Annotated in this window: 20 protein-coding genes; 2 read left to right on the forward strand and 18 right to left on the reverse strand. The window is 45.1% G+C overall.

Going from position 1 to position 24,060, the window contains the following annotated elements:
* Positions 1-69 precede the first annotated feature (69 nt).
* The 15 genes from NST94_RS19670 to NST94_RS19740 all read right to left on the reverse strand — a co-directional run bounded on the left by NST94_RS19670 (position 70) and on the right by NST94_RS19740 (position 19,228).
* Positions 70-1,905, reverse strand: a complete 1,836-nt coding sequence (locus NST94_RS19670; RefSeq protein WP_076190503.1) for an ABC transporter substrate-binding protein — start codon at positions 1,903-1,905, stop codon at positions 70-72.
* Between the two features lie 91 nt (positions 1,906-1,996).
* Positions 1,997-2,893, reverse strand: coding sequence for a carbohydrate ABC transporter permease (locus NST94_RS19675; RefSeq protein WP_036685756.1), 897 nt, complete (start codon positions 2,891-2,893; stop codon positions 1,997-1,999).
* A 17-nt stretch (positions 2,894-2,910) separates the two neighbouring features.
* On the reverse strand, positions 2,911-3,870 hold the full coding sequence (locus tag NST94_RS19680; RefSeq protein ID WP_076130774.1) for an ABC transporter permease subunit: 960 nt from the start codon (positions 3,868-3,870) through the stop codon (positions 2,911-2,913).
* Between the two features lie 1,703 nt (positions 3,871-5,573).
* Positions 5,574-7,121, reverse strand: a complete 1,548-nt coding sequence (locus NST94_RS19685) for an MDR family MFS transporter (protein WP_076301775.1) — start codon at positions 7,119-7,121, stop codon at positions 5,574-5,576.
* Between the two features lie 40 nt (positions 7,122-7,161).
* Positions 7,162-7,833 carry a hypothetical protein gene (locus NST94_RS19690; protein WP_076187581.1) on the reverse strand — a complete coding sequence of 224 codons (672 nt, stop codon included), beginning with the start codon at positions 7,831-7,833 and terminating at the stop codon, positions 7,162-7,164.
* Positions 7,826-8,512, reverse strand: coding sequence for a hypothetical protein (locus tag NST94_RS19695; RefSeq protein WP_076305540.1), 687 nt, complete (start codon positions 8,510-8,512; stop codon positions 7,826-7,828). The genes NST94_RS19690 and NST94_RS19695 overlap by 8 nt, the downstream gene beginning before the upstream one ends.
* Before the next feature lie 12 nt (positions 8,513-8,524).
* Complete coding sequence (locus tag NST94_RS19700; RefSeq protein ID WP_339281192.1) at positions 8,525-9,169, reverse strand: YhbD family protein; 645 nt, start codon at positions 9,167-9,169, stop codon at positions 8,525-8,527.
* A gap of 271 nt (positions 9,170-9,440) precedes the next feature.
* Entirely contained in the window at positions 9,441-11,288 is a 1,848-nt protein-coding gene (locus NST94_RS19705) for a fibronectin type III domain-containing protein (RefSeq protein ID WP_339281193.1), read from the reverse strand.
* A 324-nt stretch (positions 11,289-11,612) separates the two neighbouring features.
* Positions 11,613-12,221, reverse strand: coding sequence for a 50S ribosomal protein L25 (locus NST94_RS19710; RefSeq protein ID WP_076130800.1), 609 nt, complete (start codon positions 12,219-12,221; stop codon positions 11,613-11,615).
* A 210-nt stretch (positions 12,222-12,431) separates the two neighbouring features.
* Entirely contained in the window at positions 12,432-13,397 is a 966-nt protein-coding gene (locus NST94_RS19715) for an oligopeptide/dipeptide ABC transporter ATP-binding protein (protein WP_036685744.1), read from the reverse strand.
* Positions 13,390-14,373 (reverse strand): ABC transporter ATP-binding protein, encoded by a 984-nt coding sequence (locus NST94_RS19720; RefSeq protein ID WP_076130798.1) that lies wholly within the window; start codon positions 14,371-14,373, stop codon positions 13,390-13,392. The genes NST94_RS19715 and NST94_RS19720 overlap by 8 nt, the downstream gene beginning before the upstream one ends.
* A gap of 11 nt (positions 14,374-14,384) precedes the next feature.
* A complete protein-coding gene (gene opp4C / locus NST94_RS19725; protein WP_036685740.1) occupies positions 14,385-15,308 on the reverse strand; it encodes an oligopeptide ABC transporter permease in 924 nt (307 codons plus the stop codon).
* A 16-nt stretch (positions 15,309-15,324) separates the two neighbouring features.
* Positions 15,325-16,278, reverse strand: coding sequence for an ABC transporter permease (locus NST94_RS19730; protein ID WP_036685739.1), 954 nt, complete (start codon positions 16,276-16,278; stop codon positions 15,325-15,327).
* A gap of 64 nt (positions 16,279-16,342) precedes the next feature.
* Positions 16,343-18,091: an ABC transporter substrate-binding protein gene (locus NST94_RS19735; protein ID WP_036685737.1), complete on the reverse strand. Its 1,749-nt coding sequence runs from the start codon at positions 18,089-18,091 to the stop codon at positions 16,343-16,345.
* Between the two features lie 234 nt (positions 18,092-18,325).
* On the reverse strand, positions 18,326-19,228 hold the full coding sequence (locus NST94_RS19740; RefSeq protein WP_280753037.1) for a winged helix-turn-helix domain-containing protein: 903 nt from the start codon (positions 19,226-19,228) through the stop codon (positions 18,326-18,328).
* 1,732 nt (positions 19,229-20,960) lie between these two features.
* On the opposite strand from NST94_RS19740, the gene NST94_RS19745 reads away from it, so the two are divergent.
* Both NST94_RS19745 and NST94_RS19750 read left to right on the forward strand, forming a co-directional pair.
* Entirely contained in the window at positions 20,961-21,254 is a 294-nt protein-coding gene (locus NST94_RS19745) for a GNAT family N-acetyltransferase (protein ID WP_076308376.1), read from the forward strand.
* An 81-nt stretch (positions 21,255-21,335) separates the two neighbouring features.
* A complete protein-coding gene (locus tag NST94_RS19750; RefSeq protein ID WP_076127613.1) occupies positions 21,336-22,181 on the forward strand; it encodes a GNAT family N-acetyltransferase in 846 nt (281 codons plus the stop codon).
* A gap of 94 nt (positions 22,182-22,275) precedes the next feature.
* Here NST94_RS19750 and NST94_RS19755 read toward each other — a convergent pair whose 3' ends face one another.
* The 3 genes from NST94_RS19755 to NST94_RS19765 all read right to left on the reverse strand — a co-directional run bounded on the left by NST94_RS19755 (position 22,276) and on the right by NST94_RS19765 (position 24,034).
* Positions 22,276-23,043 carry a hypothetical protein gene (locus NST94_RS19755; protein WP_280753036.1) on the reverse strand — a complete coding sequence of 256 codons (768 nt, stop codon included), beginning with the start codon at positions 23,041-23,043 and terminating at the stop codon, positions 22,276-22,278.
* A 1-nt stretch (position 23,044) separates the two neighbouring features.
* Positions 23,045-23,497, reverse strand: a complete 453-nt coding sequence (locus NST94_RS19760) for a flavodoxin (RefSeq protein WP_076134641.1) — start codon at positions 23,495-23,497, stop codon at positions 23,045-23,047.
* 171 nt (positions 23,498-23,668) lie between these two features.
* Positions 23,669-24,034 (reverse strand): VOC family protein, encoded by a 366-nt coding sequence (locus NST94_RS19765; RefSeq protein ID WP_076127607.1) that lies wholly within the window; start codon positions 24,032-24,034, stop codon positions 23,669-23,671.
* Between the last annotated feature and the right edge of the window lie 26 nt (positions 24,035-24,060).

Genomic DNA, 24,060 nt, shown 5'->3' on the forward strand with positions numbered 1-24,060 from the left:
TTAATTGAATAGAATAAGGCAGAACAGCCTCCACGCCGCCCCGCCTTATTTTATAGTTACTAGCCGTGTTTATTTAACGCTTTTACGAGCCTCGAACAATTCCTCAGCCTTTTTAATCGAGAAATCCATAACTTCGGAATACCCAAGACCATTTACCTTATCATGCATTTCTTTATTCAATTTATCGTATTCCGCTTGATCTTTAGCAAAGACCATTTTCCAGGAAATCTGTTGAATAACCGTACCGATTTGTTTATTCTTTTGTTCCACTGTTTTATCCATGGTTAATGGTTCTTTGCCAGTGAAGCCTTGTGGTGCTACAGCCAATAGATTGTTTTTCTCAAAATACTCCTTAGGAGTCAGAACGCCCATTTTCGCTCTCCAGTCACTATCAAGCTTGGAAGGGTTACGTTCTAGGGTTGTTGTCCACAAATTATGATCGAATGGCTCACTATTCTCTGGATTCACCATCGCCGGAACCACAAACGAGAAGTTCATTTGATTGGAGCCATAGTAGTAGTCACCCCCGCCGTATTCAGCAGGAACTTGAGTATTCTGTTGATCAGTATAAGCTTTCCAACCAAAATCAGTCACTGCAGGTTTGCCGTTTGCATCAATATCCCAAGTCAGACCTTGAGGTCCGTTAGGTACTGCTGTACCACTTCCTGCAGAAATCATTGCACCTTCCGGTGTGTACATCCAGTTAATGAATTCCATAATTCTAGCAGGTTCCTTAGCTTTTGCGCCGATTGCAATAATACCGTTACCACCGTAAACATTGAAGCCTGTGGAATACATCAATTCATCTTTGAACGGAACCAGCGCAAAACCTTTACCTTCGGCTGTTCTTTCTGGTGTATTGTAGTTAGCAGCTCCAAGCCATGGGAACCAAGAGAACAATAGACGACCATCTTTGTATTTCGCTACAACATCGTCAAATTTTTGCGTCATAGAGTCCGGATCAACCAGACCCATTTGGTTAGCTTCAAAATACAGTTTGAGTGATTTCATGTACCAGCTATCTTCGGATAAGAAGTCATAATACTTTTCTTCATCTGCCTTAACATACACAGCAGTATCAGGAATTTCGTCATAGCCCATCATGTTAGCGAACTGTTTAGCCAATGTCATTTTATAGTTGCCATCCCAATCAGACCACATCGAGAAAGCATAGGTTTTTTTGCCTTGTTCATTCTTAGGCTCGAGCTCTTGCATTTTTTTCAGCACAGGCAGATAATCTTCAATCTTTGTAATTTCTGGCGCTCCAATTTGTTGGTAAAGATCAAAGCGCAGGTCTGGACCCCAAGTCATATCTTTTCCTTCGGAGGGTCCGGAAGGGTTAGAAGCTACGCTGTTCCCCATACCAAAGACTGATGATCCACCGCCAAAAGCTACCTTTGCTTTCTCAATAGCTTTTGGAAAAGTGCTGGAAATGTCTTTTCCGTATTTGTCCAAAAGACCGTCCTGTGTCCAGTCCAAGAGCAGCTTTCCTTTGATGGCGTTTGGATAGTGGTTCTTGTCGTCACCGAAAATGATGATATCTCCAAGATCTCCGGAAGCCATCATTGCAGAGATTTTGGTATCTCCACCAGTCAGGTTTGAAGCTACAATGTCCATTTCGATGTTGAACTTATCCTTGATGATTTTTGCAAACCATCCGGTCTGTGGACCGGCATAGTTAGCGGTTGTTGAGAATACAGTCAGCTTCAGCGGCTTGGAATGATCAAGCGCTCCGTCATCCGGTGCTGCTGTCTCTTCCGCCGGGGCATTCGTGGCAGCCGACGTAGGTTTCTCTGTGCTCGTGTTTTTGCCCGAGTTAGCCGCATTATTCCCCCCGCCACATGCTGCAAGAACGAAGACCAGAATTACGGATAGCATGACAAGCGATGCTCTTCTTAATCTCATTGCTTTATACCCTCCCTTTCATCTCTTCACTTATAGTTCAACTCTGCTTATAACAGAGGAAAACCCAGTTCTAGTCCAGAGCGGCCACCCATCAGCCTTTAACCGCACCGATCATAATTCCTTTGACGAAAAAGCGTTGGAAGAACGGATACACGATCAAAATCGGCAATACAACGATCATCGTTACAGTCATCCGCACAGAGGTTGGAGTCTGCATATTCGCTGCACTAGCGGCCATATCTGGCGAATTACGAATTAAGGCTGCGAGCGAACTGGATTCGTTCAAATAACGCCATAATAAGAACTGGAGCGTAAAGTATTTCGTATCTGTCATCAGAAACGCCGTATCAATAAAGGCATTCCACTGATTCACCGCTGAGAAAATCGTAATCGTAGCCAAGATAGGTGTTGTAAGAGGAACAATGATACTCCAGAACACCCGGAAGTAACCTGCTCCATCCATTGACGCCGACTCCTCAAGTGAGGGCGGAATTGCCTCGACGAAGGTTTTGACCAAAATGATATTAAAAGGAGTAATAATGGTTGGCAAAATATAAGCCAGGTAATTATTAGTCAGATGCAAGTTATGCATGGTGATATACCATGGGATCAACCCTGCGCTGAAATACATCGTAACTACAACACTGCGGTACCAAATACTCCGGCCCCACATTTCCTTTTTGGTGAACAAGTACCCAAGAAATGCCGAAGATCCAACGGTGAGCAAAGTACCAACAACTGTTCTATAAATAGAGACTGTCGCCGCATGGCCTAAACCACTGATTCTTAGAACCTTACTATAGTTATCAAAATGGATCTGCCTTGGATAAAATTTGATATACCCTGCTGCGCTAAGATCATTCGAACTGATCGTATTAATGAACAAATAGTAGAATGGATAAATGCATGACAGGGTGAACAATCCAAAGAGTGTGTAGATAATAATTTGAAAGATTAATTCTCCAGAAGTTAGTTTTTTCTTTCTCAAATGGGATCACCCCTGCCTTAAATGATAGATTCGTCACGCACCATCTTGGATAATGTGTTTGCCGCGAACAGTAGAATTACACTAACGACCGACTTCAGCATACTGACAGCTGTGGCAAACGGAAAGTTGTTAGCGAACGCAATATTGTATACATAAAGATCCAGCACTTCTATGGAATCTTTATTCATCGCATTTTGAAAGGCAAAGTACTGCTCCATCCCGTTATTGACCAGGTTACCTATGGAGAGCAGCAGTAGGACAAAGAAGGTTGGGATAAGACCCGGAATGGTAATATGCCAGATTTTACGGAACCGGCTTGCACCATCCACCTCTACGGCTTCATACAACTCCTGATCAATGCCTGCGATTGCAGCAAGATAGAGAATGGCACCCCAGCCTAACGATTTCCACCAATACCAAATGATCATCGTGACCCAAATATTCGAGCTGGAGGCTAAAAAGTTATAACCCTCATCAACGATTCCAAGCTGCACTAAAATGTGTGTGATGACCCCGTTATCAACGGAAAACAACGAGAAGGCCAATGCATATACCAGAATCCAGCTGATAAAGTTCGGAATCGTGGTTAGCGTCTGCACCATCTTGCGATACCAGCCTGACTTAATTTCGGTCAGGAAAATCGCAAAGATCACTGGAAATATCGAGGTGATTAGTCCAAGTGAACTCATGGCAAGAGTGTTCTTCAGCACGCGCACAACCTCTGCGGTCTGTGTTGGATTGGATACAATCGTCTTGAACCATTTCAACCCGACATATGGCGTGTCAGACAACGGTATTCCGGGAATGAAATCATAAAATGCATAAATCCATCCGCTGATCGGCAGATAATAGAAAATAAAGGTGACAACAAGAAACGGAAAAGCCATGAAGAACAATTTATGTTTGTTCTTCATCTTCCAGCGGGATCGATGAACCGGATCGACGCTGGGAAGTAATTCACCAGAAGGTACCCCCATGTCGGAATCTCCTATACCCAGATTTTGATTACGTTTTCATAGTATCAGAACCTTTACGTATGACGAGATAGATCACAGAACGGCCTCACTGGAGAACCGTCTGATGCTTGTGAACCAAATTCGCATCTATTTCGACCATTTTCTACCTAATCGCTGTAGGTCTAGTGATGGAGAGCCTACATGCCTTTTGGCTTATAAAAAGCGGCAGGATGACAGGGAATTCCCGTCATCCTGCCGCTGATGGATATGCTTTGTTAAGGGTCGCTATGTCTGCTACATCAACTATGGTGCGCTTTGTCCTCTTCGTCTGCCACATCAACTGTGGTGCGCTTTGTCCTCTTCGTCTGCTACATCAACTATAGTGCGCTTTGTCCTCTTCGTCCGTTATATCAACTATGGTGCGCTTTGTCCTCTTCGTCTGTTACATCAACTATGGTGCGCTTTGTCCTCTTCGTCCGCTACATCAACTATGGTGCGCTTTGTCCTCTTCATTTGTTATGGTCTTTCACACTTCATAGTTTTGGCATCGGACCCAGATGCACTTATTTCCGGAATTCAGCGCATTTCCTCGTACTATCGGACTCAGATGCACCTATTCACACAAATATAGTCCAAATATGAGCAAATTCATGCCGATAAGAGCTATACAGTCCGAAACTACGGCAAAGTAGCTAAAAAATCAGATATAGCGACTATACGGTCCGCTACACTCCATCCATCATTCTTGGGCGCACTTCTATCTAGAATCCATCACATTTGCTCATGCTGTCGGACTCAGGTGCACTTCTCTCGGAAATTCATCGCTTTCCCTCACGCTGTCGGACTCATTCTTGGATCCATCACCTTTGTTCGTACTATCGGACCCAGGTGCACTTATTTCCGGATTTCAACACATTTTCTCGTGCTGTCGGACTCAGGTGCAGCTATTCACTCAAATATAGTCCAAATACGAGCATATGCATGCCGATAAGAGCTATACAGTCCGAAACTACGGCAAAGTAGCTCAAAAATCAGATATAGCGACTATACGGTCCGCAACACACTTCATGCAGCTAAATCAGGCATACTTCTATGGAGAATTCATCGTATTCCCTCATGCTGTCGGACTCATTCTTGGATCCATCACATTTGCTCATCCTATCGGACCCAGATGCACTTATTTCCGGGTTTCAACACATTTTCTCGTGCTATCGGACTCAGGTGCAGCTATCCACACAAATATAGCCCAAATACGAGCATATGCATGCCGATAAGAGCTATACAGTCCGAAACTACGGCAAAGTAGCTAAAAAATCAGCAATAGCGACTATACGGTCCGCAACACTCCACGCATCATTCTCAGGCGCACTTCTATCGAGAATTCAGCGCACTCCCTCATGCAGTCTGACTCATTCTTGAATTCATCGCATTCCCACCTGCTATCTGACTCATTCTTGGATCCATCACATTTGCTCATGCTATCGGACTCAGATGCTCTTATTTCCAGAATTCATCGCATTTACTCAACCTTCGAACTCAGCTCCTTTACTTCGAGGGTTCATGCTCATTTGTACTCCCAACCACATATAAAAAAGCAGCCTCTCAAATGAGAAGCTGCTCCATCACTTTACAACCCTAGTTTGTTTACAACCAATTCAATGCATTCCGCATAATGCGCACTACATTCCGCTCGTCATTCGAATGCCCGCGCCTTCCGCCATTGCCTAATGCCCGGGCGCCTGATCTTTCCCCTCCGCGGAGGCATCCATTTTCTGGCGCCCCATAAAAAAGGAGGCCAGCAAAGCTAACGCAGCAGGAATAACCGCCCAAGCGAAGGTGTTCGCAATGGAAGAGGAAAGTCCCTCTGTAATTTTACTCAAAATTTCCGGTGGAATGAGTGCTCTAGTCTCAGGCGACAGCAGGGAATGCGGATCTTTAAAATCCATAACCCCAGCAGCCCCCGCAGAAGCAGCTCCTCCTCCATTTGCTGTGAGCAACTTAGTTAGACTGCCCGAGAAATAATGGCTTTGAATAATGCCAAATGTGGTTATTCCGATGGTCATGCCAAGCGAACGAATGAAATTCAGTGTTGCGCTGGCAGAGCCGCGTTGCTGCGCAGTCAGACCATGAATAGCTGCTGTGCTTAACACAGAGAAGGAAGCGCCAATGCCTAATCCGATTAAAATCATATACAAGGTAACCAAGAGACGTGAAGCTTCCGGAGTAAGCGTTGCTACCAGCCCTGTGCCGATCACCAAAAGTACAAACGTAGGAATCAGCAGATTGCGGTAACTGGTTTTTGCCATCAGGAATCCTCCCGTTGTGGCGGTAATTACTGAGCCGACCATCATCGGCAGCAGGACAAGTCCTGAATTGGTAGCCGAACCCCCTAATACACCTTGGATAAAGATCGGGATATATACGGAAGCCACGATAAATGCAGCACCACTAAATAGCGCGCACAGAATGCTGACGGCGTACAGTCTTTTTTTGAATAACGCAAAGGAAATGATCGGCTCTTTCGCTCTCGTCTCTACAAAAAGGAACACTGCCGCCAATATAGCAAAAGCTGCAAATAAGCCGAGGATCATCGATGAGCCCCAAGCGTATTCTTTTCCACCCAGCTCCAACGCAAACATTAAGCAGATGACAGAGCCCAGCAGTGTGCCCGCACCCAGCCAATCAATAGGTTGTTTGGAATGCTCATGTGACTCTTTATAAAAGAAAACGACCATCACAAAAGCCAACAGTCCAAGCGGTAAGTTAATATAAAATATCCACTGCCAAGCAATATGATCGGTGATATACGCGCCTAACAATGGACCAAAAATACTTGATAATCCAAATACCGCACCAAATGCACCGCCCAGCTTGCCCCGTGTCTCCAGCGGTACGGCGTCGAACATTATGGCAAAAGCAATCGGCACTAGCGCGCCGCCTCCAATTCCCTGAATCGCCCGATAAGCAGCCAGCTGAGTAATCGTATCTGCCGTCCCGCAAAGCGCTGAACCCGCCATAAATACAATAATCCCAAAAACAAAAAACTTTTTACGCCCATACATATCAGACAGCTTGCCAAAGATAGGCATCCCCGCCATCTCAGCTACGAGATAAGCTGATGTTACCCAGACAAATTTGTCCATACCGCCTAGTTCCCCAACAATATTGCCCATTGCTGTAGCAACGATGGTGCTGTCCATGGAGGCCATCAGTATTCCTAACAGCAGACCTGCGATTACAATGCCCAGATTGGGCGCTTTGGCAGCACTCATTTATTCCACTCCCCATTGTCAAAAGATCTATAACTATGTGTTACAGCTTCACTTGATGCCTCACTATTGCATTCTTGTGAATCTCCAAAGCACTACGGTATTCCACAGTATCAATCTCACAGTCCACACCGATGATTACCCGATCTCCTCTGACAATATTTGCTTTTGTATTATTCAGCTCTATCGTATCGCCTTCAATGAGCCCAGCCTCAAAAAGCACTTTAGGATTCTGCTTCATCAAATGCAGGAATTTTCCGGTCTTGCTTTTTTTGATCGTTAAAGCACTGCCTCCAACCTCTTTCGCTCTACTTAGACCATATAAATTGATCTCCAGTTGCTCCGCACTTAGCAGTCCTGCCACATTGAGAGCGCCCGAAATACGCAGATGCTCACCTTCACAATCACCATTAACCTCCAAATTACCGTTAAGATGAATATCGTCGATTTTTACGGAGGCTGCTTTAATTTCCCCCTGACCCCGCAAGGCATCGCCTTCAAGATTACCCATAAGTGTCATCTCACCGGTTATTTTCATTTTGGTCATTAGCAGGTTTCCATCTACCCTGGCATTTCCAGTCAGGCTCAGCTTCTCACAATCTACATCCCCTGCAAAATGACCTTCCCCAGTAACCTTAATATCCCGAAAAAAGCCTCCCGCTGAGGTCGTTGTGCCCATTATTTTCAAATTACTCCGAATTGTTTCTTCAGTCACCGATCTTCTCCACCTTTCCAACCTTTGCTTCAGGATGTACTGTGATCTGATCACGATACTCTATCCGTTCGACAGTACAGCCTGGACCTACAATCACAATATTGCCCCTGATAACATCAGCCGTTGTATATTCCAAATCAATAAAATCTCCTTCAATAGTCCGAGCCCGCAGCTCCGATCTTAATTTAGGGATGATTCCACTTAACATTTTGCTCCAGACTCCACTATTCGTTTGCCGGATCACTAGACTCTCCACACCAATTTCATGTGCCTTTCCCTGCCCTTGCAGTTTGAAGTCTACATGTCCTGCACTAAGTAAACCTCCGACACTAAAGCTTCCTTCCCCCGTAAAATCCTCAAGCTCACAATCACCCTTGATATTCAGCATTCCATGAAGAGTGCAGCTTTCTCCCCGAATGCTCTCTCCGACAGTAATCATTCCGTCCACTTTTAGGGAGTTAAAACGCAAATGGCCCAGCACTTTCATCGTTCCATTGCATTCCGCTTCTTCCGCCGAGAGATCATTCTTCAAATTCATATGCCCGTTTCCTTTAAAAATTCGTGTCACGATGGGTCCCGTTACTTTGCCTACACCATCGATTCGCACGCTGTTATAAGTACCTCCTGCCCCCCCGCTGACTCCGTTTATAATCAGATCCGGCAGCTCTCGTTTGTCCATTACACTAACCCCCTATTCAACAAGCTTAAAAGCAAGCTTACCTTTCAATTGTTCTATTACATCTGCACTTAGTATTTTACTGACCAGCTTTACCCCTTCATCGAACCATAACTCCGCTGGTGCCTGAGCCAGAATAAAGGATGACACCCCCATTTTGCGGATAAAAAATAACTCCCAGCTGCCACTCTCAAGATTGGAGGCTTTATCCATTAAGGTTCGAAACAGCAGCTCTGCTTCCTCCATACTCATCTCCCCTGCACTAAGCAGGCGATCTACAGCCAATAAATAAGTGAGTTGATCGAAGCTATATCCATTCTTGACACCGAGCCTCTCTCCAAATTTCGCCAGCGTCATCGACGAAACAATGTTACGTTCTATAATTTCCGCAGCAGATACACTTACTCTGTCAAAAGAAGCCTTATCTGATAGCTTATCAGCCATTTCATCCAAAGAAAGTCCATCTTTCATATTCACAATATTATCGATACGGGACAAAATCATGTCTTTTGAAAAAAAAGTCTCCTGTCCAGTAAACGTAGATTTACGGATAAACCATTCCTCTGGAATCAACTGCTTCCGCTTCCAGCGGTACAATTGCCCATAAGATATACCGGTTAAATCCAATAGCTGCTTCTTTGAGATCAAATCCTCTTCCATGCTTATCACTCCTTGAAGCCATCGTAACATAACACTGTTACGTTGTAAAACCAATAAATTAAACTCACCTCATACCTACCTACGCTAGCAACCATCGTGTCCTAACGTCTCCCCCAAAGATTTTAAAGCATACCTTAAGAGCAGACCTCCGTCTTGAGAAGGATTTAACGGTCATTCACTATTTTTCCACCCAAAAAAAGACTGCCCCCGCCGCTATAAATGGCAGCATGGAACAGCCTTCTCTTAGAATGATTTTTACGATCTGCTAATCTTACTGAACAAAAGTATAATGTGCTGAATCATATTGCGGACCGGATTTCTCATAAGTGAACCAGTACTCAATACTGCTGCCAGCGCTTAATCCACTCACCGTCTGCTTCCATGTTCCTGAATTATTAGTCATCCTGTAATTAAGCTGGGAACCCCCGTTAATCTTGTAATGCACATCTACATAAAGGGCACTGGTTACAGGTGTGATATAGATACTCGCCTCTGTAGCAGAAAGTCTCGTTACCCCTGCTGTAAAGTCAGCCGTCACATGATCACCGCCTCCGCTGCCTCCAGTGGGATTAGTAGTAACTGTTGCGGTATTACTAGCGGAGGATAAATTACCTGCTGCATCTGTAGCTTTTACTGTAAACGTATAGGCTGTGCTTGGAGTAAGTCCACTAACAGTAGCTGTAGTTCCCCCCACAGTGGACACCTGCTGTGTTCCGCGATAAACAATATAACCTGTAACGCCAACATTATCGGTAGAAGCGGACCAGCTTAAGCTAACTCCTGTATCCGTCTTACTGGTTACCGCTAGATTAGCGGGAGCGGTTGGCGCGGTTGTATCCCCAGTATTACCACCACCCGTCAAATATTGACCTGTGAATGGATTAAACCGGTGCAGGGACATTATTAACCAACCTGTGCTGGAAACACAGTTTTGCTGCGCCATCACCCAATAACTATTGCTGGACCCTTTCAGCGAGTAGGGAATACCCCCAAGCGAAGCACCGCTTGTGCCTTGTTTTTTAATAATCTCTGTATTAATAGCGTCTGCCTTCGAGGCATTGCCTTGCAGATAATAAGCGAGCGACATGAATGCGCTTCCTTCAAACCATACGTCAGCACCCGTATTGCCAATTTGATTTCCGTTATCGTCATACGCTGGCAATACTTCATCTGTCCAGTCAAAATCATATCCGGTGAGCGTATTCCCAGCATCATTGTAAGTAAGCGTCTGCTTGTAACGCGGATTCGCAAGTGTTCCCGGGGTGCCGGAGGCATTTTCCACATAGGTTAAGCTTGCGCCGTAGTTATGTGTTCCGGATACGCCTAAAGCTAATACTCCCCAAGGATTCACGTCTAAAGGTATTTTGGGGTCGATCAGATTTGTATCGTTTTTCCAGCCCCCCTTGAAACGTTTGACTGTGTCATCCCACACATAATTATCCAGGAAGGTTTTGACTCCAGAAGCCGCACTGTTATAAGTGGCTGCCTTTGAGGAATCCACCGAAGCATAATACTGCAATACCCGGTAAATATCGATATTGTGCTCGGTTGAGCTCCAAGGCTCATCGGAATTACTCCAACCACTCCATCCCCCTGCGATACTGCCATTAGCCTTTTTATACTGTAAACTCCAATCTAGTGCCTTGAGCGCCATTGGACGATACCGTGAATCATTATATTGCTTCTCATAAGCCATAGCAGCCATTGCCATCCATACAACGGGTCCCACATGTTTACGGATTTCTTCTCCGAAGCCGTTGTTATACCAATAAGAATTCAGCCAGAAGCCTGATGGATCTTGAATGTCCCGCATTTTGTTCAAAACCTGCTCTGCCCGCGTCCGTTCACCCTTTACAATAAAGGCGATAGCTGCAACCGCTTGATCATATGTGTATACAATCTGTTTGGGGTTGTTTGGTCCCCAGAAATCTTCAAAGCTATCTACCAGTCCCTCAAAAGCATACCCCGCTGTTGCATCCTGCTGGGCCTTCAGCCAGATTAAAGCACGATTTGAAGCGTCACTTGCAGCATCTGCATTCGCTTTTCCACCAAAGGGTAGAGCTACCCCAAGCACCAGCAAACTTGTAATTAAGATCGAAAACAGCTTCCTCATCTTCATAACTTTCCTCCTCTTAATCATGATGAACTAGGCAATAAGAGTTCTTTGAAGCATAAAAACTAAAGCGTTTTCAAACAGCAACAACAGGGACTTTTGAATATTTTACCATGGTAATTGTCCTCATTTTCAGGCTTAGAAACCCGTTCGTCAACGATTTTATGTAAATTTTTAACTAAATGAGGCGAAACAACCAAAATTGCCATTTGAGAAATCATACGAAAGACCAGCATCATTTTTATGAATTCATATTTATGAAGACAAAACAAAAAGAGCAGACAGCTCCTTTATAAGGATTCTATCTGCTCTTTACTATTTATCTCTATACTATTCTGCTTTATCTTCGCCAGCAGTTTCAGCTACAGCGGGTTCAGCAGTATCTTCTTCTGTTGGCTCTTGCGCTGCTGGAGGTGAAATACGGACAATCAATGTGTCCTCAGGCGTCAATACTTCCCAGCCTTCATGCTTCGGCAAATCAGATACCAGCAATTGATCACCAATATCTAGTCCACTGATATCCACTTCAAAGGATGCAGCTATTTTATCTGGAAGTGTGCGAATATCCAGCTCATGCAATTCAATTTGTTGCACGCCGCCGCTCTTCACACCTACTGGTTCACCTGTAAAGTGGAACGCTACTTTTGTATCCAATTTGGCCTTCATATCAATCTGCTGAAAATCAATGTGCAGCAGTTGTTTGGAAATTGGCTGACGTTGGATTTCTTGAATAACCACGTTCTTTTTGCCCGAGTCTGGCAATTCCAAAGTAAGAACAGCCCGTGGGTTGCTGGCTAAAATACCTGAAATTGTCTTAGCATCCGCTGTAAAGGACTGGCTATCTGAACCTGCACCGTACACGACTACCGGTACAAAGCCTTTTCTGCGCTGTGAAGAAGTCGAGCCGGATCTTTCTGTCAAACGTACTGTTGTATTCACGATGATTCCTCCTAAGTAGGGATTTTATACTAGACCGATTAGATATGTACGCCTAACCTAACCACTCTCTAATTACCCCATTGACCTGGCTTTGAAACCTCTCACGACTTTTGAGCCCAGGCAAAAATAAGGTCAAATTGTATTATTATACAATTCAACATTAATTATTCATGTCTTAGGAGTAAATCATTGCTATATTTGTGACAACTATTAAACTAAATGACAAGCTACAAAATGGTTACTGCCAACATCACGAAATACCGGGATTTCAGATCTGCAAACCTCTTGCGCAAAGGGACAACGGGTATGGAATTTACAGCCAGAAGGCGGGTTTACCGGACTCGGAATATCTCCCTTAAGTACAATTCTTTCCCTTTTCAGCTTTGGAATAGGAATCGGAACAGCCGACAGCAGCGCTTTGGTATACGGGTGGAGCGGATTCTTAAACAGTTCATCTCTTGAAGCCGTCTCCATCATAGAGCCCAGGTACATGACACCGATTCTTGAACACAAATGCTCCACAACACTCAAGTCATGGGAGATAAACAAATACGTTAACCCTCGACTCTGCTGGAGCTTACTGAATAAATTAATAATCTGTGCTTGGATGGAAACATCCAGTGCTGAAACTGGTTCGTCTGCAATGATCAGCTCAGGATTCAAAACAAGTGCACGGGCGATCCCGATCCGCTGCCGCTGCCCCCCGGAGAATTCATGCGGAAAGCGATCAATATGATAAGAAGATAACCCGCAAGCCGCTAGCGCTTCAAGCACCAGATCTCGCACCTCGGACCTTGAGCATAGACCATGATCCAGTAAAGCTTCACCAATGGCATCACCTATACGAACCCGTGGGTTAAGTGAGCTATAAGGATCTTGGAAGATCAACTGCATTTGGGGTCTAATATTGCGCAATTCAGCGGGCGACAGGGAGTGAATGTCTATCCCTTTGAACTTGATCTCACCTGCCGTTTTATCCGTTAGCCGTAAAATCGTCCGTCCGACTGTACTTTTGCCGCTCCCAGATTCCCCTACAAGCCCAAACGTTTCCCCAGGTTGAAGTGTGATGCTAATATCGTCAACAGCCTTTACATGCCCAACGGTTCGGTTAAGCAGCCCCTTAGTAACAGGAAAATATTTCTTTAAATGATTGACCTCAAGCAGTGCTTCAGGCATGAACAACCGCCTCCTCATACAACCAGCAAGCTACCTTTTGTCTGCTGGCCACCTCTTTAAGCTGGGGCTGCTGGCTGACACATACAGGCATGCAATGCTCACAGCGGTCATGAAAATAACAAGAGGGCACCAGCTCAAGCGGATTTGGCACTTGACCTGGTATGGAATACAGCTCATCCTGTCGCTGATTGATTACCGGCTTCGATTTGAGCAGCCCTTTTGTATAGGGATGTTTGGGATTGTTGAACAATTCAACAACTTCACCCTCCTCCACAATCTTTCCGGAATACATAACAATCACATAATCGGCCATCTCTGCCACTACGCCAAGATCATGGGTGATTAGTAGAATGGACATGCCCGAGCTATCTTTAATTTCACGCAGCATATCCAGAATTTGCGCTTGAATCGTTACATCCAGCGCCGTAGTCGGTTCATCAGCAATCAATAGCTTTGGACTGCAGGCAATGGCAATAGCAATCATAATCCGCTGCAGCATACCTCCACTTAATTCATGCGGGTAACTATCAGCAATTTGCTCTGGTCGTGATATGCCTACCTGCTTAATCAGTTCAATCGCCCGGATGCGCGCCTGTTTCTTGTTCATCTTCAAATGTACAATCAGCGGCTCCATGATTTGCTCACCGATCTTGATTACAGGATTAAGGGAGGACATGGGCTCCTGAAAGATCATCGCGATCTCATTCCCGCGGATGGTCCGCAGTGTGTTTTTGTCCATTTTCAACAAATCTTCACCCTGAAAATCAATTTTCCCTTGGGCTACCTTGCCCCCGGGTTCCTCAACAAGCCCCATGATGGACATCGCGGTCACGCTTTTGCCGCAGCCCGATTCTCCAACGATACATACCGTCTCTCCTTCGCGAACACGGAAGCTTACATCATCAACGGCTTTCACTTTTCCTTCTTCCGTGAAGAAGTATGTACTTAGACCGTCTATATTCATTAAATCACTCATCTGAGGGTCACCTACCTCTTCTGTTTAGGATCAAGCACGTCCCGGAGTCCGTCTCCAAAGATATTGATCGCGATCACTGTCGCAAAAATCGATAACCCTGGTGGAATCCACAGCCACGGCCGATCCTGAAAGTCGATCATATTATTCGCAGCATCAATCATATTGCCCCAGGTTGGAGTTGGCGGCATAACACCTAGTCCAAAAAAGCTGAGAACCGATTCACTCAATATAGCACCACCGATGTTAAGGGTAGCCATAACGATCAGCAACGGAACGATATTCGGCAGCAAATGATTAAATAATTTACGCCGGTCACGGAGGCCTAATACTACCGCCGCCTGCATAAACTCACGTTCTCGAAGACTAAGCATTTGACCCCGTACCATACGTGCCATACCCGGCCAGCTCACAATACTAAGCATCAGCATAACGATATACATCCGATAATCCGTTGGAATCTTCCACTCCGATAATAACGCACCAAAAATAAAGAGCAGTGGCAGACTCGGGACCGTCAATAAAAGATCCGCAATCCGCATAATGATTTGATCGGCAATACCGCGGTAATACCCAGCAATAGCCCCCAAAAGGGCACCGATAAACACCGAAAGAACCATTGACGCTAGTCCCACGGTCAGTGAAATGCGCCCCGCCTGCATTACCCGGGTCAGAATATCTCTGCCCAATGCATCAGTGCCCAGCCAATGCTTCATATTGGGTGCCTTGTTCATCATAGCCATATTAATTTTGTTATCCGTATAGGGTGAGAACAGCGGACCAATAAAACAAAGCGCAAACATAAAGATCACCACCACAAATCCGGATACCGCCAGCTTGTTCTTCAGCAACCTCCGCATAGATTGCCGGAATAAAGAGGATTTTCCTTTGGTGGTCTGCGGCTTCGCGATCCCAGCTACATTACTTTGAACTGCCACGTCAGCTTCCTCCTCTCTATAGCCGAACTCTAGGATCGGCAATCCGGTACAAAACATCCGAAAGCAACGTTCCTATGACGGTAAGTATGGCAATAAACATCGTAAAGCCCATCAGTAAAGGATAATCCCTTAGTCCGAAGGACTGCATATACAGTTGGCCAATCCCAGGCCAATTGAATATTTTCTCAATAATAAGTGATCCGCCAAATAGTGCCGGCAGCTCAAAACCAACCAGTGTAATTGCGGGCAGCAAGGCATTACGTAAGGCGTGTGTAAAGAGCACCTTGCGTTCTTTCAGGCCTTTGGCGCGTGCCGTACGGATATAATCCTGTTTTAAGACATCGATCATATTACTGCGAAAATAACGGGTGAGCGAACCTAATCCAAGAAGGGTCATAACCACAACCGGAAGGGTCATATGCATTACGATCTCCTTAAAGTAAGCCAAACCCGTAGCATTACTACCCGTGGTGATTATTCCACCTGGAGGCAGCCACTTGAGATCGACGGCCAGGATTTTGATCAGGAATAAGCCTATAAAAAATGACGGCAGCGACATGGCTGCGAATATAGCGATCATCACGAGTGTATCGAACCATGAATACTGCTTATAGGCAGAGATGACGCCAATAATGACCGCAATCACCCACGTCAGAAACGTAGATACGGCAGCCAGCAGAAAGGAATTCCAAATATAATCATTAAAAAGCTGCAGCACAGGCTTTTGTTGGGCTAAGGAATACCCGAAATCACCATGCAGCGCATTCTTCATCCAGATCCCATACCGTTCAAGCACAGGCTTGTTTAAGCCGTAGATTTCACGCAACTCAGCTTTGCGTTCAGCGGTCAATTTAATATTTCCAGTTATGAAGTCACCGGGAGTTGAAGCATACAGACAGAAGATCAATAATGATGCCGCAAATAAGATGATGACCATGTACAACAGTCTTTTCGATAAATAAGCGCTCATGACAGACTCCTTATGATTCGTCCCCTGCCTTTGAATCCAGTCAGGGCAGGGGACACTGGTTTATTTATTTCAGGCTCCAAGTTGGCAGACTGCCAGCAAGACCGATGAACGGGCTGACCGATAGATTCTCAATACGTCCGTTATAGGCGTATACTGTCTTTTTATAACTTGTGAAAATAATAGGCAGTTCATCATTGAAAAGCTGATACAGCTCTTTATATACCGCTTTGCGTGCCTCAATATCAGTAGTGGCCAAGGCTTTGTTGTACAGCTCCAGGAATTTCGGATTGTCATAATCCGTGATTTCTCCATCGAAGAATTGCATGAACCCGTCAGACGGATCAGTCAACATGCTTGTGGAGAAGGATACGAGATCGTAGTCCCCACCTTCTACTTTCGATACCAGTGAGTTAAAGTCTGCGAAAACCTCAGGCTGGAATTCGATACCCAGCGCTTCAAAATTCTCTTTAGCTACAGCGATGAAAATATCTGTGTTTTTACTCTTCGAACCGAGGTAATGGATGGACAGCGGTTTGCCATCTTTTTCACGGATCCCCCCCGCGCCTACCGTCCAGCCAGCTTCATCGAGTAATTGTTTTGCTTTTTCCGGATCATATTTGTAAGGATTAATGCCTTCCTCCGTGTAAGACCAAGAGATAGGGGATGCCGGGATGTTGGCAATAGAACCTGCACCTTGCGCTGCATCCACATAAATACTCTGACGATCCAAACCGTACACAATAGCTTGACGTACAAGCTTATCCTTGAGCTGCTCATGCTTCAGGTTAACTTGCAAGTAACCATAGGTACTTGGAGTGTAAGGAATAATATTCACAAAACCGAGTGCTTTCAGCTTCTCGATATTCTCGTCTGTCGCACTAAAGGAAGCGTAGTCCACTTCACCAGTTTCTACGAACTGCCATACGTCGCCTTCCGTAGTTTTGTAGATGAAATGCTCCGTCTTTGGTTTACCTTTGAAATAATTCTCATTCGCTACAAAACGCACTTCTTGACCTGGAATAAATTTCTCCAGCTTGTAAGGTCCATCGCCAAGTGGCTTCTCATGCAGCTTTTTAATGTATTCAAGATTTCCAATTTTATAGTCCTTGCCATAGTAAGCTTTCGACAGTACATTCGAGCCGAGCTGTACCAGCGCCGTTGCGTTTGGTTGCTCAAGGGTTGCTGAGATCGTCTGTGGATCAATTACTTTAATGCCCTCAACTGTAGGGGATGTACCTTCCTTATAGGCTTTGCCGCCTTTAACATTTAGCGATGGAAGCTGGGAGCTACCATCATACGATTTGTCGTATTGGATCGTCCATGTAAATGCCACATCATCCGCTGTTAACGGTGAACCGTCGCTGAATTTCAAATCTTTTCTCAAGTGGAAAGTGTATGTAAGCTGATCATCCGAAACATCCCAGCTCTCCGCAAGTTCCGGCGTTGGAACGCCTTTGTCATCAACAGTTACGAGAGAAGCGTATAGCAGTGAAGAGACATTGCCATCATAACCACTTTGTTGAAAATAAGGAGTGAACGCTCCGCTTGGGTCCGTAAGTCCGACGATAATGGTATCTGTACGTTTTTGGGCCACCGCTGGAAGTTTGGATAAATCCGTGGCAGTAAAAGGTTCGCTTAGAGCACCCGCAGGAACAATCTCTGGTGCAGTGGTTGCTTCCACATTGGTTGAATTGGAGCCTGCAGCCGCATTGTTTGCGGATGAGGATTCGTTATTACTGTTGTTAGCGCAAGCAGAAAGTAACAGTGACCCCGTAAGCAGTAATGAAGTGATTACAATCGCATTTTTTCTCATGTACCTATCTCCCTTTTCTCTCTGAATAGAATAATAACTATAATTCCTACCCGTTAAGTATGAATAACATCTGATGTTCATTATAAAAAGGTTTTCTAGTTCTGTAAAGAGAGAACTTCAAAAAAATTCTCCATAAACAGAATTAGGCGATAATTAAAATAAATAAAAAAAGCCAAAACCCTCTCTGCATAAGAGAAGTCCTGGCTTTCAGGCGGTTATATTTTTTAAAAATCATTATTTCAAATACTCGAATAGCTGCTCATTCATCCGATGAATGCCTTCAAGACGCAGACTGTATCCGGTGACATTCTCCCCTTCAATATAGGCATGAAGTAAACCTGCACAACGAAGATTAAAAATATGATCATGCACAATCCCCTTCGAGATCCCCGCATGCTTAACAATTTCGGTAAACGTCTTACGGCCACCACTAAGGGCTTGGAGGATTTTTAGCCGGCTTTTTTCACTCAGACTACGGATCGCTCTGTACATAAAAGGGGAGAGTTCCTCATTCTCCATCGATATCCACGCCGCATAATGGCAGATCGTTAATTCACCGTAGCAATAGATAATATTAGCAGGCTGAAAATGATACTGTGGAATCAGTACGAGCTTCTTAAGCCCATCCGTAGGCATGAAGTAAAATCCGTTGGTCGTCTTGTTCACGAAATCCGCAGTGTCCAGTCCATTAAGCTCCATGTTCTTGGAATCCGCATGCTGCTGCAGTTTGCTCAAAATCGCAGGATTGCATTGGCTAAAGTACTGGCGGTTCCACTCGGAGAGTAAAAATACTACGCGGTTACGGTAATCCTCCATATGGCTTGGAAATACCTTTACATATTTTGATAAGGTCTCATATAGCTCGCCAACCGATAACCCTTCAATCCAGTTCAACACACTGTCTACATCATCTTTAAATGGACAACAGTAAATGAGCAGATTCAACATTTTCCACTCATTGTTTAGTTCGGTTTCTTTCAAACGGGATAACAGCTCTTCACTGAGCGTGCTTTCAATTTCATTAGCCCACGCTACCCCTAAATCAATCTTCTTATAGGATTTTTTGCAGAGATAAGTATGTAAGCTGTTCAACAATTCATAAATCGATCCAAATTCAACCTCAACCTTGTATTCCACAATGATTCCTCCTGCTAGCGGTTCTTTTCAGTAGTGAGATATTCTCTTAATCTTATTGTATTATCCTGAGAATACGCAAGCTACTCTATAAACGGGAGTGCATAAAAATTCATTAGCTGCTATTTCAGCACCGAATTCTCTGCATTGCACGCTGGTTTAGCTGTCATTTCCGTTAGCGTGGACGCTATCGGACACAACTGAGCTTGTGCTAATGGCGTCTGCCGTAGGCTTCAGCGCGAGATCAGGACTCTGCGCTATCGGACTCAGTTGACCTTATGCTAATAGCGTCTGCTGGGTCCGTAATCTCCTGCGGGAGATCAAGACTCAGCTCTATCGGACACAGTTGACCTTGTGCTAATAGCGTCTGCTGGGTCCGTAATCTCCAACGGGAGATCAAGACTCTGCTCTATCGGACACAGTGGACCTTGTGCTAATAGCGTCTGCTGGGTCCGTAATCTCCAGCGGGAGATCAAAACTCTGCACTATCGGACACAGTGGACCTTATTCGCAGTATTATCCCCTTTTTTGTGTGCTATCGGACTCCATAGGCGCTATTGACACTATAAATGCCTATTTCGTGCCTATTCCAAAGGAATAGCTGCACTGGGGTCCGAAACTTTACTCAAAAGGCTAAATATGTGCGAATAGCGTCTGCTGGGTCCGAGAGGTTCTACGGAGGTTTAGGATTTTGTTCCATCGGTCAGTTGACCTTGTGCAAATAACGTCTATTGGGTCCGTAAGCTCCTGCGGGAGATTAGGATACTCTTCCATCGGACACAGTTGACCTTATTTGCAGTATTATCCTCTTTTCAGCATGCTATCGGACTCCATAGGCGCTATGGGCATAAAATAGGCCTATTTCGTGCCTATTCCAAAGGAATAGCTGCACTGGGGTCCGAAACTTTACTCAAAAGGCTAAATATGTGCAAATAGCGTCTGCTGGGTCCCTAAGCATCAGTGGGGAATTAGGATTCTGGACCGTAAGCATCAGCGGGGGATTAGGACTCTGGTCCGTAAGCTTCTGCGGCGGATTAGGATCCTACGCTATCGGACACAGTTGACCGTATTCGCAGTATTATCCCATTTTCAGCATGTTATCGGACTCCATAGGCGCTATGGGCATTAAAAATGCCTATTTCGCGCCTATTCCAAAGGAATAGCTGCACTGGGGTCCGAAACTTTGCACAAATGACTAAAAATGTGCAAATAGCGTCAATTGGGTCCGTTAGATTCCGCAGAGATTAGGACAAGCGAGAGTTAAGGGTTCGGGGTTCCATGGATCCAGCGTTCTGAGGTTCTGAGGTTCCGAGGTTCCAAGGGTTCGGGGGTTCCATGGTTCCAGCGTTCTGAGGTTCCGGGGTTCCGGGATTCCAGCGTTCCTAGCGTTCCCAGCATTCCCAGCATCCCAGCGTTCCCAGCGTTCCCAGCGTTCCCAGCGTTCCCAGCGTTCCCAGCATTCCCAGTGTTCCCAGCGTTCCCAGCATTCCCAGCATTCCCAGCGTTCCCAGTTTTCAACTTACCAAAACAAATACTCGAGGTTAGTTAACTTTCACTTGCTCATATTCTGCTATAGCCATGTTGCCCACATGAACAAAAATGCAGTGCAGCGATCCTCGGGTAACAAGGAAAACAACAATCAGCCCGAAGAACAATCAATCTGGTTCGCTCCTCGCTTTTTGCAATTCATGGTAGTAAAATATAGGCAATAACTAATTAGGAGTGAAGCCATAAGATGCAAATTCAAAATGAAAACGGACGTTTTTTTGTTGCTAATGACGGTAAGGACCTTGCCGAAATCACATACAGTTTGGATAAAGGAACCGGGGAATTGGTCATTGACCACACTCGTGTCTCCGAAGAACTGCGCGGTCAAGGTACTGGACAAGAGCTTGTACGTGCTGTTGTGGACAAGGCTCGGAATGAGAATTTAAAAATTGTACCCGTATGCTCCTATGCTGCGCATCAATTCGAGAAGCACCCGGAGTACAAAGACGTGCTGAGCGGGAATACTGGCGGGAGAGCTTAAACCTGCTCCCGTTTCCGCGAAGCTTTTTTAGTAACTATGCGAACTTATAATAGTTCAAATACACTTTAGGGGGAAACGGGTTTGACGACTGCCGACACTTTTAAGAATATTGAGGAATTACAACAACGCTGTGAGCAATATGAAGGAATTTCATTAAAACTGAATTGGGATATGCTCCGCCAGCCATCAAGCGCAGGTGATACGGAATGGCTCGTGACTTATGAGGACGAATTACTGGTCGGTTTCTTGGGACTCTATGGTTTTGGAAGCGATATGGAGGTCTGTGGCATGGTTCGGCCAGGCTACCGTCGACGCGGAATCTTCACCTCTCTGTGGAACCGAGCACAAACCATAATCAAGCGCAATAAAGTCTCTACTCTTCTTCTAAATGCACCCGCCGCTTCTTCATCCGGAACTGCTTTCCTGCAAACCTTGCCTCTGCAGTTCAATCACGCTGAATATCAAATGAAATGGGATGGCAATTCCATGGTGTCATCTGATGTCAGCTCAGCAACAGGGACTGTCGTCTTACGGCCAGCTCGTGAAGAAGAGGCACACATTCTAGTCGAACTGGATTGTGGAGGTTTTGATATGAAGACAGAAGATGCTGCAGAGCAGTATGAGTTGCACAAACAGGAAGGTATGCAAGAGAATATTATGATCGAGATGGACGGCAGGCCTGTTGGGAAGATGCGAGTGTGGACTGAAGATAATGAATCCTGGATCTATGGATTTACAGTCGACAAAAAGCTACGTGGGCTTGGCATTGGCCGCAGCGCCCTTCTTCAGACCATCGAACGAGAGCGCAAAAATTATAATGGTGTAAATCTGGAGGTCGCACTGGATAATCCCAATGCACTTAAGCTGTATGAGAGCTGCGGCTTTGTCATTCAGAATAAACAGGATTATTACCGATATATCGGCTAATCCCCAGACCTACTCTTGAGATTTTAATAAAGCAGTCACAATAAGACCTCCTTACTTGCTGGTGTTCTAACCTGCAGATAAGGAGGTCTATTTATTATAGTAAATAATTCGCTTCGCCTCTCTCATTTCTACGATCGCTGCAGCTTAAGGAACCGTCAGCTAACACTTCCCGCTCAAGAAATACGGATAACAGACGCACATAATCCAGTGACTCCATAATCGAGATTGCCTCTCCATCAAAGCAGTATTTACGTCCATCCAGCAGCGAGAAAACTTCCACGGTCTCCGCTGGCTCACCATAAGCATGATGGCAAAAAACATTGGCCATATGCATAAATCCAGTGATGATATCCTCATTGCCATTAACCATAAATTTCTGAATGTTCACGCTTCGGCCACTTTTTGAAGAGTTCCAAGCCAGCTGCGTAATCATCGATAACTCCAAATTCAGCGCTGGAACTGGGACATGCCACTGTTCATATAACATCACTGGAATCTCCTGTAGATGATTGCTTGAAACGATACGCATGAGCTCATCAGCTACACTCGTTTTGATATCCCAATATTGCAAAAGGGAGGGAAAAGCATCTCCCCTAGGAGGCCACCGGCGCTCTAACAGAAATTGTATAGGTGTCTCTCTTCGCACTTCCGGCAGCAGACTATAGAAGTCATTAAGTGTATGCCCCACAGCATATTGAACCTGCTGGCGCCAGCGTGGGAGCCCCGTCGCTGGAGCTCCGCTAGCTAAATTCTCAGTCCCGCCCAGCATAATATGCTCCATGCGATAATCGTGCAGCCGTTTATACGGAGGGGTATGTACATCCCTTGGTTTGTTAAACCAACTTCCCACTGGCCCACCCATCTTAGGTTACCGCCATACAGGCTTCGATGAATTGACGTCCGAATTGACGGCAGGCTTCTTTTTCGGCAGCATTCGGGCCATACTCAATCTTTAGGCTATCTTGCAAAATGACTGCTCCACGCTCCTTTAGCTTCTCCTCGATAACATCCACTGCCCCACAATAAATGGCGTAGCCTGTATCTCCACTACCAAAAACTGCTGACTTCATAGCAGTCAAATCAAGTTCATCCATCTCCTCATAGAAATCAAGAGCTTCATCCGGCAACTCTCCGTCTCCCCAAGTGTATGCCCCTAGCAGAACGCCTTCATATGATTTTATCTCAATCGCATTACATTCAGTGACTGACTTCAAAACAGCCTCACCGCCTGCTTGGCGTATTCCTTCTACAATCAATTCAGCCATTTCCTCAGTGTTGCCAGTTAAACTAGCATATGCCACAAGCACTTTAGCCATAAACTCCTGTTCCTCCCCTACTAACACCTTAAATTTAAATCATATACGCTTCACCTCATTCTATTTGATAATGATTATCATTGTCAATAAATAAAGTTAAAAAAACGCAAACTCCCCGTTATTACACACGGTTGAGGTTTGCGCTCCGTCTCATTTTTCTTAAAAAGAAGCTTAATAAGCACCTTCCAGCAAGGTTATGTGATTCCCATCAGGATCACGAAAATTCATTTCTTTACCGCCATATTCCATCGTAACAGGTGGCTGACAATCCAGTCCCTTAGCTTTCAACTGCTCGTATGTCTCATCCAGATTATCACAGCCGAATACTAAATTAACAAAACCTGTCGTAAGATTTTCCCACTTTGCAGCATCCCAAATAATAATTCCCGGCTGTTTCTTGCCAAAGCCAAGCTTTGCCCCGTCGAAATTACCGTAACCTTCGAAAGGCATAGGAATTCCTAGTACCTCCGTATAAAATTTAGCTGACACCGCAGTATCTTTAGTGTAAATGTTAGTCCCTTCAAAAGACGAAATCATAACTTGTCCCCTCTCATTCTCATAAT

It is taken from the genome of Paenibacillus sp. FSL H8-0282 (assembly GCF_037963825.1).
Taxonomy (GTDB): Bacteria; Bacillota; Bacilli; order Paenibacillales; family Paenibacillaceae; genus Paenibacillus_AQ; species Paenibacillus_AQ odorifer.

What these genes read in the sequence shown, in the direction of transcription:
- NST94_RS19755 (WP_280753036.1), bottom strand. Translation starts at nt 23,043, where the DNA reads ATGGGTGGGCCAGTGGGAAGTTGGTTTAACAAACCAAGGGATGTACAT.
- NST94_RS19670 (WP_076190503.1), bottom strand. Translation starts at nt 1,905, where the DNA reads ATGAGATTAAGAAGAGCATCGCTTGTCATGCTATCCGTAATTCTGGTC.
- NST94_RS19705 (WP_339281193.1), bottom strand. Translation starts at nt 11,288, where the DNA reads ATGAAGATGAGGAAGCTGTTTTCGATCTTAATTACAAGTTTGCTGGTG.
- NST94_RS19735 (WP_036685737.1), bottom strand. Translation starts at nt 18,091, where the DNA reads ATGAGAAAAAATGCGATTGTAATCACTTCATTACTGCTTACGGGGTCA.
- NST94_RS19730 (WP_036685739.1), bottom strand. Translation starts at nt 16,278, where the DNA reads ATGAGCGCTTATTTATCGAAAAGACTGTTGTACATGGTCATCATCTTA.
- NST94_RS19715 (WP_036685744.1), bottom strand. Translation starts at nt 13,397, where the DNA reads ATGCCTGAAGCACTGCTTGAGGTCAATCATTTAAAGAAATATTTTCCT.
- NST94_RS19680 (WP_076130774.1), bottom strand. Translation starts at nt 3,870, where the DNA reads ATGGGGGTACCTTCTGGTGAATTACTTCCCAGCGTCGATCCGGTTCAT.
- NST94_RS19700 (WP_339281192.1), bottom strand. Translation starts at nt 9,169, where the DNA reads ATGGAAGAGGATTTGATCTCAAAGAAGCAGCTATTGGATTTAACCGGT.
- NST94_RS19745 (WP_076308376.1), top strand. Translation starts at nt 20,961, where the DNA reads ATGCAAATTCAAAATGAAAACGGACGTTTTTTTGTTGCTAATGACGGT.
- NST94_RS19765 (WP_076127607.1), bottom strand. Translation starts at nt 24,034, where the DNA reads ATGATTTCGTCTTTTGAAGGGACTAACATTTACACTAAAGATACTGCG.
- NST94_RS19685 (WP_076301775.1), bottom strand. Translation starts at nt 7,121, where the DNA reads ATGAGTGCTGCCAAAGCGCCCAATCTGGGCATTGTAATCGCAGGTCTG.
- NST94_RS19695 (WP_076305540.1), bottom strand. Translation starts at nt 8,512, where the DNA reads ATGGACAAACGAGAGCTGCCGGATCTGATTATAAACGGAGTCAGCGGG.
- NST94_RS19760 (WP_076134641.1), bottom strand. Translation starts at nt 23,497, where the DNA reads ATGGCTAAAGTGCTTGTGGCATATGCTAGTTTAACTGGCAACACTGAG.
- NST94_RS19720 (WP_076130798.1), bottom strand. Translation starts at nt 14,373, where the DNA reads ATGAGTGATTTAATGAATATAGACGGTCTAAGTACATACTTCTTCACG.